The sequence below is a fragment of the Xenorhabdus eapokensis genome (genome assembly GCF_001908105.1).
The window spans coordinates 159,038-172,072 of sequence record NZ_MKGQ01000006.1; the positions used below are offsets into that span (position 1 = coordinate 159,038).

The following is a 13,035-nucleotide window of genomic DNA, read 5'->3' on the forward strand; positions in this document are numbered from 1 at the left end:
ATCTTGTCTAAAAAAACCTCAAAATCCTGTCTTTATCTCATAACGAATTATTTTACTTTGCATAACAACTTATTTACTATTGCTTATTCTGTAATATAAGCAATCGATTGTATTGCCGTTACTGTTTTTTTTGTTATTTTGGTGGCATCGATATGCATTATGAAAGTAAGTACAACTAGGGCGGGTAAATGGTTAAGGTATCTTTAGAAAAGGACAAAATTAAATTTCTGCTGTTGGAAGGTGTTCACCAAAGTGCAGTAGATAGCCTGAAAGCGGCAGGGTACAGCAATATTGAATATCATAAAGGGGCATTAGAACCTGAAGAATTAAAAGAAGCGATTCGTGATGCTCGGTTTGTCGGAATTCGTTCTCGTACCCAATTGACCGAAGAGATTTTCGCTGCCGCGGAAAAGCTGGTTGCAGTTGGGTGTTTTTGTATTGGCACTAACCAGGTTGATCTGAAAGCCGCAGCAAAGCGTGGTATTCCGGTATTTAATGCCCCTTTTTCTAATACTCGCTCGGTCGCCGAAATGGTATTAGGTGAGTTGTTGTTGCTATTGCGCCGTATTCCTGAGGCGAATGCAAAAGCCCACAATGGAATATGGGATAAGCAGGCAAAAGGCTGCTACGAAGCCCGTGGAAAAAAATTAGGTATTATCGGTTACGGGCATATTGGTACACAGCTTGGCATTTTGGCTGAAAATATTGGCCTGAATGTTTATTTCTATGATATTGAAAATAAATTGCCATTAGGTAATGCACAGCAAGTTCATCATTTGTCTGAATTGTTGAATATGAGCGATGTTGTGAGCCTGCATGTTCCTGAGACAGCGTCAACCAAAAATATAATTGGCGCAGCAGAACTGGAATTGATGAAACCAGGCTCAATTTTGATCAATGCATCACGTGGTACTGTAGTCGATATTGATGCACTTAGCACAGCATTGGAAACAGGGCATCTCTCTGGTGCGGCGATTGACGTCTTTCCCCATGAACCGGCAACAAACAGTGATCCTTTCATCTCACCATTAAGCCAGTTTGATAACGTACTGCTGACGCCACATATTGGGGGATCGACGCAAGAAGCCCAGCAAAATATCGGTTATGAAGTTTCAGGTAAACTGGTCAAATATTCTGACAATGGTTCTACATTATCGGCGGTCAATTTCCCCGAAGTATCACTCCCTGTTCATGCCAAGGATACTAACCGCTTACTGCATATCCATGAAAATCGCCCAGGTATCTTGACCAGCATTAACCAAGTGTTCACTGAGCAAGAAATCAATATTGATGCCCAATATTTGCGGACTGACAGCAATATTGGTTATGTGGTGATTGATATCACAACGCAGAATTCAACCCAAGCTGAGCTGGTCTTGCAGAAACTGAAATCTTTGCCAGGCACGATCCGTTCTCGCTTGCTTTACTAAAATATATGGCTGGTTAAAAGGTCATTATTGATTAAGACGAAACACATTAAAAATAAGGGACTATTGAAAGCACAATAGTCCCTGTTAACTCACTGAGTAGAATACTAATTCATATCCATTGCCATACTTTTTCTGGTGTAATGATCTCTGGCAGAGGAATATCCCAATTTTCACTAGGTAGTTTCTCAACTAACTGAAAATTGTGAGCTAATCCAATCGGATAAAAATTCTGTTGTTGCCATTTCGCCAGAGTCCTATCGTAGAAACCCCCGCCCATTCCCAGGCGTTGCCCTGCACAATCGAAAGCGACCAAAGGAATAAACATGACATCAAGTTCAGAGATGGGTAAAACCTGCCGGATATCCAACTGAGGCTCTTCGATATTAAAGCGGTTACAAATAAGAGGGGTGTCAGCGCAATAACGGAGAAATAGCAGGTGATTCTGGCTGAAAGGGTGCAATATTGGCAAGTAGACCTGTTTGTTTTGCTGCCAAAGTTGTTGAATTAGCGTACGTGTATCTAATTCCCCATCAAAGGAGAGGTAGAGGGCAATTTTATCAGCTTGCTGGATTTTGGGGTGAGCAATGGCCTGTTTAACGGCTTGCCTGGCAAATTGTGATTGTTGTTCGGGAGATAGATTTTGACGTAGTTGTCGAATTTTTTTTCTAATGGATTGGCGCAGAGAAAGAGAAGAATCTGATTGCATGATACCTGCCTGTTAATTAACGCAGAAAAGGATACAACACAGATAAAAATGAGAGGTTCTCCAAGATGCCGTTACAGGTGGTAACCCTTGAACCCTTGGTTCAAGGTGAACGCAGAGTCGTTGCTATTAGGCTTCTTGGTCTAGCCAAGCATGCTCACAAGAAACGTAGCACTACATTCTATAGAGATGAAATATCGGCTCAGGGGACTTCCCTGCTCACGAACACCTCAGAGAAAATTTTTGCTGCTTAAACTACCTAAATAGGCTTTAAACAATGCTATGAAGCCTATTGTATGGAACTGAACGAAGAAAGCAACTGCTTATATTAATCTATAGTGATTACTGCCTGATTTATCAACAAGATTACGTTGAAGGGTCGGAGTATCAGGTAATTTTACCTTGCTCTAACAGTGCCTTTTCAATGGATTGCTGGAGCATTTTTATTTTTTGTTCCATATTGTAAGCATAATCACGGGTTTTCATCTTCTCCTGTGCCAACTCGTGACAGACATTCAGTGCCACAATAAAAACCAGTTGCTCAGTGTTAGTGACTCTGGTGCGTTCTTTAAGGTTATGCAAACGCTGATCAAGTTCCACAGCAGCAGCTTGCAACGCTTCAATCTGCTCTGTTGGACAATTGACACGTAATGACCGCCCAAAAATCTGAATATCTACTGGTTGTGCAGACATGACACCTTCCTGATTTATTATTGTGCCGATACCTTGATGTTGATATATATCCCTTATCTCTCAAATTGCGGCTTGGCTGGCAGAGCTGTAATTTGAGATCTATTGGGCATAGAGTAAATTATGGTATAAAACAAGGCCGACACCAATCATTACCGTACAATACCAAAAGCCTCCCTCCTTATATCGGTGTGTGCTGTCTGGTATAGCGACTCCCCTTGATGGTAGCATAGCATAAACTTATATCGCCAACGATGATCAATATACATGTCTATACAAAACTCATTACCTAATTATCAATCATTTGATGAAATTTTGCATCAACAGTCCGTTGCCCTGACAGCCGCAGAAATGCATGGCTTAATCAGTGGGTTACTATGTAGTGGAAATCATGGTAGTGGAAATCATGATAGCGGAAAGCACGATAGTAGTTGGCAAACATTGGTGCATGATCTGGCAAATGATGGTCTGGCATTTTCTCAAGTTTTGGCTCTGCCGCTTAGGGAATTGTACGAAACGACATTTGAATTGCTGGATGACAATAATTTTGCGTTCCATCTGTTGCTTCCTGATGAAGAAGCAGAGGTTTTTGAATGCGCAGATGCGTTAGCGGGATGGGTGAACCATTTTCTGCTCGGATTGGGCGTGGCCAATCCTAAAATGATAGAAAAGCCAGAAATTCAGGAAATTATCACCGACTTACGTAACATCGGCATGTTGGGCTATGATGAAGACGAAGATCAGGAAGAACTCTCGCAAGCCCTTGAAGAAGTGTTGGAATATGTCCGTGTTGCGGTTCAACTCTGTTATATCGCGTTAGTGACACCTAAAACCGCAGGCAGTGCAAAAAATGACAAACCAACATTGCACTGATTGGTGGTCTTCACCCTATAAATTTCTAAGCCTTGAAAGATAAGGGGTATACCAACTAATAACATGGAATTGCAGGAGAGGGTATGACTAAACAAGAATATTTATCCCGTCGTCAGGCATTATTGTCAAAAATGGCACCGGCCAGTGCGGCTATTATTTTTTCGGCTCCGCCTGCGACACGTAATTCAGATAGTGAATATCCCTACCGTCAGCACAGTGATTTTCTGTATCTGACCGGGTTCAGTGAACCGGAAGCGGTTCTGATACTGATCAAAAGCGACGATACTCACAATCACAGTGTGTTGTTTAATCGTGTTCGCGATTTGACTGCGGAAATTTGGTTTGGTCGTCGTCTTGGACAAGAAGCTGCATTGGAAAAATTGGGGGTGGATCGTGCTCTGCCATTCGATGCTCTCGATGAACAACTCTATTTGTTGTTGAATGGCTTGGAAGTGGTTTATCACGCTCAAGGAGAATTTGAGTCCGCGGATAACATCGTTTTTGGTGCTTTGGACAAATTGCGCAAAAACAGCCGTCGTAACTTCAAGACACCAACAGTCATAGCAGACTGGCGCCCGTGGCTGCATGAAATGCGTCTGTTTAAGTCAGAAGCTGAATTAGAAATCATGCGCAAAGCGGGAGAAATCAGTGCTCAGGCGCATACCAGGGCGATGCAGGTTTGCCGCTCTGGTATGTTTGAATATCAGCTTGAAGCCGAAATTCACCATGAGTTTACTTATCAGGGCGCCCGTTACCCTGCTTATAACACGATTGTTGGCGCGGGAGAAAACGCCTGTATCCTGCACTACACCGAGAATGAACGTCGCATGAAAGATGGCGATTTAGTGTTAATCGATGCGGGGTGTGAATATCAGGGATATGCCGGCGATATCACACGGACATTTCCGGTAAATGGCAAGTTTACGCGTCCTCAACGTGAAATTTATGACATTGTGCTGGAAGCTATCAACCTTTCTTTGGATCTGTACCGACCAGGCATCAGCATAAGCGAGGTCACGAGACAGGTTGTACGTGTCATGGTGAAGGGATTGGTAAGATTGGGAATTATGCATGGTGAAGTCGAACAATTGATCGAAACCAATGCTTATCGTCAATTTTTCATGCATGGTTTGAGCCATTGGTTGGGGCTGGATGTACATGATGTCGGCGATTACGGCGTTGATCGCGATCGAATTCTGGAGCCTGGTATGGTGCTGACTGTAGAGCCAGGGCTTTATATTGCACCCGATGCAGATGTGCCGCCGGAATATCGGGGTATCGGTATCCGTATTGAAGATGACATTGTGATAACGGAAACAGGAAATGAAAACCTGACTGAGCTTGTCGTGAAAGATCCAGATGAGATAGAAGCTCTGATGGCACAGGCAAAGCACCATTAAGGTTAAAGTAATCAGGAAGTTATAATGAATGTGATTATTGTGGGTGGAGGAATGACGGGAGCGACATTAGCTCTGGCTATTGCTTCGCTGAGTCGGGGGCAATTGCACGTCTCCTTGATTGAAGCAGCAGAACCTACCAAGGAACATCCTGGTTTTGATGCAAGGGCTATTGCCTTGGCTTATGGAACATGTCAGCGCTTGCATCAGATCGGTATTTGGCCTGCATTGCAACATTGTGTTACCCCAATAACTCACGTTCATGTCAGCGACCGCGGTAATAGCGGTTTCGTCAACATCCGCGCCAGTGATTATGATATTTCGGCATTGGGCAATGTCATTGAATTGCATAATGCTGGAATTCATCTCTTTGATTTATTAAAACAATCTCCGAATATTAAACTTTACTGTCCGGCTAAAGTGAGTTCCGTTGAACGTCTAGAAAGTTCTGTAGTGGTTTCGTTGAATAATGGCGAAAAACTGACAGGAGCACTGCTGGTCGCGGCCGATGGTAGCCACTCTGCGATAGCCCAGGCGTGCAATATACCGTTCCAACGGCGATCTTATGAGCAGACAGCAATTATTGCCAATGTGCTGACTGCTGAACATCCTCAAGGAAGGGCATTCGAGCGTTTTACCAAACATGGCCCATTAGCGCTGTTACCTATGTCGGAAGGGCGTAGTTCACTGGTATGGTGTCACCCATTGGAAAAACAGTCAGAAGTCAATAACTGGAGCCAGCATGAATTTCTCCAACAGCTACAAAAAGCATTTGGCTGGCGTTTGGGGAAAATGCTGGAAACCGGTCAACGCCATAGTTATCCATTGGCGTTGTCGACAGCCAGCAGGCAAATTAGCCACCGTCTGGCGTTGGTAGGTAATGCCTCCCAAACCTTGCATCCGATCGCTGGGCAGGGCTTTAATTTAGGAATGCGCGATGTGATGACTTTAGCCCAAATCATTTCAACAGCGGCCACTTCTGGGCAGGATATTGGCTCCTATAAAGTTCTGGCACAGTATCAGCAACAGCGTCAGGCCGATCGTGAAACCACCATTGGGATCACGGATGGATTGGTCAGGTTATTTGCCAATGACGACTTACCGTTAAAAATTGGGCGTAATTTTGGTTTGATGACAATGGAAAGGTTACCCCCTATGCGGGATCTCTTTACCCGTCAGACATTAGGTTGGGTTGCACCGTCGCCATTGGCAGATTAAGAGGAAAGAAAGAATGCAATCATTTGATGTGGTGATCGCAGGGGGCGGAATGGTTGGCCTTGCGCTGGCCTGTGGTTTGCAAGGTAATGGTTTGCAAGGTAGTGGTTTGCGCATCGCGATTGTAGAAGCGCACCCACCGACAAAGCCATTTGATGCCAATGATAAATATGCGTTGCGTGTTTCAGCCATCAATGCAGCCAGTGAACGATTACTCACCCATCTTGGTGTCTGGCAAGATATTCTCGCAATGCGAGCCAGTCCTTATCAGGGAATGGAAGTCTGGGATCAGGACAGTTTCGGGCGTATTCAGTTTAATGCTGCGGAAAATGGCCTGACACACCTGGGACATATCATTGAAAACGGTGTGATCCGGCAAGCACTCTGGCAACGCGTGGAAAATCTGCCAGATGTGATGATCTTTACGCCATCTGCTCTTAAGAATGTTGCCTGGGGAGAAAACGAAGCTTTCATCACTTTATCTGATGGAAGGATGCTGACTTCACGCTTAGTCGTGGGTGCAGATGGTGCCCACTCTTGGCTGCGTCAACATGCAGATATTCCGCTGACTTTCTGGGATTATGAACACCATGCATTGGTAGCGACAATTCGTACTGAAGAGTCTCATGAAGGTGTCGCGCGTCAGGTTTTCCACGGTGATGGCATACTGGCTTTCCTGCCCCTGCCTGATCCTCACTTATGTTCAATTGTGTGGTCATTACCGGCTGAATCTGCGCAACAGCGCAAATCTATGGAACCTGCGTTGTTCAATCGGCAGCTAAGCGCGACATTTGATATGCGTCTTGGTCAATGTGAACTGATCAGTGATCGACAAGCCATTCCACTGACGGGGCGTTATGCCCGCAATTTTGCCGCTCATCGATTGGCACTCTTGGGCGATGCAGCACACACTATCCACCCACTGGCTGGTCAGGGGGTTAATCTCGGATTTATGGATGTGGCAGAACTGATAGGTGAATTGAGCCGTTTAAACCAGCAAGGAAAAGATATCGGCCAGTATCTCTATTTAGGGCGTTATGAGCGTCGTCGTAAACACAGTGCGGCGGTCATGCTTGCAGGTATGCAGGGTTTTCGTCAGCTATTTGATGGCAACAATCCAGCCAAAAAATTATTGCGCGGTATTGGATTAGCCTTGGCTGATCACTTACCGGCAATGAAGCCGCAATTGCTTCGTCATGCAATGGGGCTCAATGACCTTCCTGATTGGCTGATCTCTCAAACCTCTTCGGTTGAAAAAATCTAATTCAGCTCGTGAATTAGAATTAGTTTTTCTCATATCAGGCTAAAGTGTGTTAAGTCGGTTTACTTCATACTTTAGCCTTTTTTCAATCAAAAAAGATTGTTTTCTGCCGTTTGTTAAAAACTTTGAATGTTTTTGTGCAAAAAATTAGACAAAAATTCTGCATGACAATAAGATTTTTTTTAGATTTCCGCTGCCACGTGGCAAATTTATTTTATGGTTCATTTCCTGTTTCAGTGATAACTTCTGATCCCAAGGTATCGTTTGCGTGATTAACCGTTTCTTTGCTTCATGATCCAACACCTGCCGGTTAATGCGCCGTATGTTTTTTTCAGGTCACGAATGTTTTCATGTCAAGAATGTAAAGAGGGAAATAATGTCAAAACACACCCCACTATATGATCAACATCTGGCATGCGGAGCACGCATGGTAGATTTTCATGGCTGGATGATGCCCCTACACTATGGTTCACAAATCGACGAGCATCATACAGTGCGTACTGATGCCGGTATGTTCGACGTTTCCCACATGACAATAGTGGATCTACACGGTACAGGTTGTCGTAATTTTCTCCGTTATCTTCTGGCCAATGACATTGCCAAACTGACCGAGCAGGGCAAGGCACTGTATAGCGCAATGTTAAATGCTTCCGCTGGCGTCATTGATGACCTGATTGTTTATTTCTTCACTGATAACTTTTATCGCATGGTTGTGAATTCAGCGACCCGCGAGAAAGACTTGGCATGGATTAACCAACATGCTGAAGAATATGACGTTGAGATTACTGTACGTGATGATTTAGCTCTGATTGCTGTTCAGGGGCCAAACGCGCAAGTCAAAGTTCAATCACTGCTAAGTGATGAACAGAAGCAGGCAATCAGCGGCATTAAGCCTTTCTTTGGCGTCCAGTCGGGAAATCTCTTTATTGCAACGACGGGTTATACCGGTGAAGCTGGTTATGAAATTGCACTGCCTAAAGAACATGCGGCAGATTTCTGGCAGCAATTGTTGGCTGTAGGGGTAAAACCCGCAGGATTGGGGGCGCGTGACACATTGCGTCTTGAAGCGGGCATGAACCTGTATGGTCAAGAAATGGATGAAACTATTTCACCGCTGGCCGCCAACATGGGCTGGACAATTGCCTGGAAACCGGAAGATCGTCAATTCATTGGTCGGGAAGCATTGGAAAGACAACGCGAAACGAACACCGAACAATTAGTTGGACTGGTCATGCGTGAAAAAGGGGTATTACGTGGTGGTTTAACTGTTAGTTTCACTGATGGTTCCGGCGAAATACGTTCTGGAGTCATTACCAGTGGGACATTCTCCCCAACCTTAGGATTTAGTATAGCCCTTGCACGTGTACCGCAGGGTATTGGTGAACAGGCGGTTGTCCAGATCCGTAATCGTGAAATTCCTGTTCAGGTTGTTAAACCTGGCTTTGTGCGGATGGGCAAATCACTTGTAGATTGAAGAAAAACAAGGAGAAGGCAACGATGAGTCATGTACCAGTAGAATTGAAATATACAGAATCACATGAATGGGTTCGCTCGGAAGGAAATGGTGAATATACCGTAGGTATTACTGAACATGCCCAGAATTTATTGGGAGATATGGTATTTGTTGATTTGCCTGAAATAGGTACAGAGGTAAATAGTGGTGATGATTGTGCTGTTGTAGAGTCAGTCAAAGCAGCTTCTGATATTTACGCACCAGTGAGTGGTAAGATTATCGCGGTTAACCCTGACCTGGAAAGTTCTCCCGAATTAGTGAACAGTGAACCCTATAACGAAGGTTGGCTGTTCCGCATTAAAATAACCGATGAGAGTGAACTTGCTAATTTGCTCGACGCTGAAAGCTATCGGTCACTCTTGGAAGAAGACGAGTAGTGTTTTTGAATCGCCCCATACCACCTTGTGAATGGGGCGTTTTTTTTGTGCCGTTTTTTCTAGCCAATAGATTTCAAGTGACAGGCACCAAAACCGTAACTTGAAAGATAAAGGCATAGCGAGTTTCAGGAAATATCATCAATGACTCAGACATTAATCCAACTTGAAAATCAAGATGAATTCATTCGTCGTCACATTGGTTCTGCTGCTGAACAGCAAACAGAGATGCTGGCGATAGTAGGTGCAAATTCTCTTGATGATCTGACCCATAAAATCGTTCCTCGTGATATCGCATTATCAGAGCCTCCCGCAGTTGGGGAAGGCGTGACTGAACAACAGGCTCTGGCTGAATTGAAAGCAATAGCGAGCCAGAATCAGCGTTATCAATCGTATATCGGTATGGGATATTCCCCCGCCATTCTTCCCCCCGTTATTTTGCGTAATTTGCTGGAAAATCCGGGCTGGTATACCGCATATACCCCTTATCAACCGGAAGTTTCTCAAGGTAGATTAGAAGCGTTATTGAATTTCCAGCAAGTCACTATTGACCTGACCGGCTTAGATCTTGCCTCAGCTTCACTACTGGATGAAGCAACAGCAGCCGCAGAAGCGATGGCAATGGCAAAACGGATCAGCAAGCTGAAAGGGGCTGAACGTTTCTTTGTGACGGATGATATTCATCCACAAACGTTGGATGTAGTACGTACCCGTGCCGAAACATTTGGATTTGAAGTCATTGTTGATAAAGCAGAAAAGGTACTGGAACTGGAAGGAGTCTTTGGTGTCTTGCTGCAACAAACAGGAACGACGGGTGAAGTCCATGATTACAGTGACCTGATTGCACAACTGAAAGAGCGCAAAATCATTGTCAGCGTTGCCGCGGATTTCATGGCTCTGGTCATATTGACCGCGCCAGGTAAACAAGGTGCCGACATTGTATTTGGTTCTGCACAGCGTTTTGGTGTGCCGATGGGATATGGCGGCCCTCATGCTGCCTTCTTTGCTTGCCGCGATGAATTCAAACGTTCCATGCCGGGTCGTATTATCGGTGTTTCCCGTGATGCAGCGGGTAACCGAGCACTACGTATGGCGATGCAAACCCGCGAACAGCACATTCGTCGTGAAAAAGCGAATTCCAATATCTGTACTTCTCAAGTCTTACTGGCAAATATTGCGGGGATGTACGCTGTTTACCACGGTTCTGAAGGTTTGAAGCGTATTGCTCGCCGTATTCACCGACTGACAGATATTCTGGCTGCGGGTTTGCAAAAGGCGGGTATCACACTGCGTCATAAGACATGGTTTGATACATTGGCGATTGAAGTATCAGATAAGGCTCAGGTACTGGCAAGAGCGGCTAAAGCACAAATTAACTTGCGTACCGATATTCTTGGTGCCGTGGGTGTATCATTGAGTGAAAAAACCAGCCGCGATGATTTGGTAACCCTGTATCAAGTGATAACAGGTTCTGACACCGTGCTGGATATTGGTGCTCTTGATCGTGAAATCACGACAGGCAGCCAATCTATTCCTGCCTCTATGCTGCGTAATGACGAAATTTTGACCCATGATAATTTCCGTCGCTACCACAGCGAAACCGACATGATGCGTTATATGCACAGTCTGGAGCGTAAAGATCTGGCCTTGAATCAAGCTATGATCCCGCTGGGTTCGTGTACTATGAAACTGAATGCAGCGGCGGAAATCATGCCGATTACCTGGCCTGAATTCACCGATATGCACCCTTTCTGCCCACCAGAACAAGCACAGGGTTATCACCAGATGATCGGCCAACTCTCCCATTGGTTGGTTCTTTTGACGGGATATGATGCTGTTTGTATGCAGCCAAACTCCGGTGCACAAGGAGAATACGCCGGTCTGCTGGCCATTCGTCGTTACTACGCCAGCCGTGGTGAACAACATCGCCATATTTGCTTAATTCCAAGCTCTGCGCATGGCACAAATCCGGCTTCTGCTCATATGGCAGGAATGACCGTTGTTGTTGTGGACTGTGACAAAGAAGGCAACATCGATCTGGTCGATTTGCGTGAAAAAGCGCAAAAACACAGTGACAATCTTGCCTGTATCATGGTGACTTACCCGTCAACGCACGGTGTCTATGAAGAAACCATCCGTGAGATTTGCCAAGTTATCCATCAAAACGGGGGGCAGGTTTATCTCGATGGTGCGAACATGAACGCACAAGTCGGGATTACAACTCCGGGCTTTATTGGTGCAGATGTTTCGCATCTGAACCTGCATAAAACCTTCTGTATTCCACACGGTGGTGGAGGTCCAGGCATGGGACCGATTGGTGTGAAAAAACATCTTGCCCCATTTGTGCCAGGTCATTCAGTGGTTGAAATGGATGAAGTTACTACATTAGGTGCAGTATCCGCAGCGCCATTTGGCAGCGCATCCATCCTGCCAATTAGCTGGATGTATATTCGCATGATGGGAGCAAAAGGGCTGAAACAGGCCAGCCAGGTTGCGATCCTGAATGCAAACTACATTGCAGCCCGCCTGAAAGATGCTTATGAAATCCTCTATACCGGACGTGATGGGTATGTTGCTCACGAATGTATTCTGGACATTCGCCCACTGAAAGAAGAATTCGGCATTAGTGAGATGGATATCGCTAAGCGTCTAATAGATTATGGTTTCCATGCACCAACCATGTCATTCCCAGTTGCGGGAACCTTGATGGTTGAACCAACGGAATCAGAGAGTAAGGTTGAAATTGACCGCTTTATTGATGCAATGCTAGCAATTCGGCAAGAGATCAGCAAAGTGGCAAGCGGAGAATGGCCGTTGGAAGACAACCCATTAGTCAATGCTCCACACGTGCAGACTGAACTGGTTTCTGATTGGGATCATGCCTATAGCCGTGAAATAGCTATTTTCCCAACTGCGGAAACGAAAGCCAATAAATACTGGCCGACGGTTAAACGTCTTGATGATGTTTACGGTGATCGCAATTTACATTGTTCTTGTGCGCCAATTGAAGATTATCGTTAGTTATAAATAAATTAATTAACGAGACTCATCGAAAGCAGTGTTAGGAAAGGTTTCTAACACTGCTTTTTTTATCAATAAAATTATTACTTCTTCAATGGATAAGATAAAACTAATATAAACTCAGTTCCTTCAGGCGCTTTTTTCATTTGGCGTAAAAGTCTTTTGTTTTTCTATGATTGGTTATAGCTAAATTATATTAAAAGGAAATAGCGGACATCAGCGTTATCGCTGTTATGCCTGCTGCAAGGTTTTTCAGTTGGAATACACCTACCAAGCCTGCAAACCCGACGTTAAAGCGCAGATTGTCGACATAGCGATGAATAACGGAGGAATTCGTGACACCGCCCGGATCCTGAAAGTCGCCACCGCCACTGTCATGAAAACGTTAAAAACCTCACGCCCCGAAACGTAACGACGTTGTCCCTTACTGGAAATAACATTCAGCTTATCTGTGAAATAGATGGTGCGCTGGGAAAAGCTGCACTGTTTCTTGCGGGTGAAAGCCCCGTCGTAGAAGATTAGCCAGATCACTACGTAGCGAGTCTTGCATCTCCGGCG

10 protein-coding genes, 1 other RNA gene and 1 pseudogene are annotated in these 13,035 nt (G+C 44.9%); 9 read left to right on the top strand and 3 right to left on the bottom strand.

Features of this window, described 5'->3' with window-relative positions:
- The first annotated feature begins 188 nt into the window (after window positions 1-188).
- On the top strand, window positions 189-1,430 hold the full coding sequence (gene serA / locus Xedl_RS06670; protein WP_074023044.1) for a phosphoglycerate dehydrogenase: 1,242 nt from the start codon (window positions 189-191) through the stop codon (window positions 1,428-1,430).
- Window positions 1,431-1,539: 109 nt separating this feature from the next.
- Here the strand turns inward: serA and Xedl_RS06675 are convergent, their stop codons facing one another.
- The 3 genes from Xedl_RS06675 to zapA all read right to left on the bottom strand — a co-directional run bounded on the left by Xedl_RS06675 (window position 1,540) and on the right by zapA (window position 2,826).
- Window positions 1,540-2,136: a 5-formyltetrahydrofolate cyclo-ligase gene (locus tag Xedl_RS06675; protein WP_074023046.1), complete on the bottom strand. Its 597-nt coding sequence runs from the start codon at window positions 2,134-2,136 to the stop codon at window positions 1,540-1,542.
- A gap of 53 nt (window positions 2,137-2,189) precedes the next feature.
- Window positions 2,190-2,373: non-coding RNA, 6S RNA (gene ssrS, locus Xedl_RS06680), on the bottom strand.
- Between the two features lie 147 nt (window positions 2,374-2,520).
- On the bottom strand, window positions 2,521-2,826 hold the full coding sequence (gene zapA, locus Xedl_RS06685; RefSeq protein ID WP_074023047.1) for a cell division protein ZapA: 306 nt from the start codon (window positions 2,824-2,826) through the stop codon (window positions 2,521-2,523).
- Between the two features lie 264 nt (window positions 2,827-3,090).
- Here zapA and Xedl_RS06690 point away from each other — a divergent pair, with 264 nt between their 5' ends.
- The 8 genes and pseudogenes from Xedl_RS06690 to Xedl_RS33535 all read left to right on the top strand — a co-directional run.
- Window positions 3,091-3,696: a YecA/YgfB family protein gene (locus Xedl_RS06690; protein WP_074023048.1), complete on the top strand. Its 606-nt coding sequence runs from the start codon at window positions 3,091-3,093 to the stop codon at window positions 3,694-3,696.
- An 83-nt stretch (window positions 3,697-3,779) separates the two neighbouring features.
- Window positions 3,780-5,096: a Xaa-Pro aminopeptidase gene (gene pepP / locus Xedl_RS06695; RefSeq protein WP_074023049.1), complete on the top strand. Its 1,317-nt coding sequence runs from the start codon at window positions 3,780-3,782 to the stop codon at window positions 5,094-5,096.
- A gap of 24 nt (window positions 5,097-5,120) precedes the next feature.
- A complete protein-coding gene (ubiH, locus tag Xedl_RS06700) occupies window positions 5,121-6,311 on the top strand; it encodes a 2-octaprenyl-6-methoxyphenyl hydroxylase (RefSeq protein WP_074023050.1) in 1,191 nt (396 codons plus the stop codon).
- A 13-nt stretch (window positions 6,312-6,324) separates the two neighbouring features.
- Window positions 6,325-7,572, top strand: coding sequence for an FAD-dependent 2-octaprenylphenol hydroxylase (ubiI, locus tag Xedl_RS06705; protein ID WP_074023051.1), 1,248 nt, complete (start codon window positions 6,325-6,327; stop codon window positions 7,570-7,572).
- A 373-nt stretch (window positions 7,573-7,945) separates the two neighbouring features.
- On the top strand, window positions 7,946-9,043 hold the full coding sequence (gene gcvT, locus Xedl_RS06710; protein WP_074023052.1) for a glycine cleavage system aminomethyltransferase GcvT: 1,098 nt from the start codon (window positions 7,946-7,948) through the stop codon (window positions 9,041-9,043).
- Between the two features lie 23 nt (window positions 9,044-9,066).
- Entirely contained in the window at window positions 9,067-9,459 is a 393-nt protein-coding gene (gene gcvH / locus Xedl_RS06715) for a glycine cleavage system protein GcvH (RefSeq protein WP_074019259.1), read from the top strand.
- A 141-nt stretch (window positions 9,460-9,600) separates the two neighbouring features.
- Entirely contained in the window at window positions 9,601-12,477 is a 2,877-nt protein-coding gene (gene gcvP, locus Xedl_RS06720) for an aminomethyl-transferring glycine dehydrogenase (protein ID WP_074023053.1), read from the top strand.
- 202 nt (window positions 12,478-12,679) lie between these two features.
- Window positions 12,680-12,939: pseudogene (locus Xedl_RS33535) on the top strand (IS1-like element transposase); the annotation flags it as partial.
- Between the last annotated feature and the right edge of the window lie 96 nt (window positions 12,940-13,035).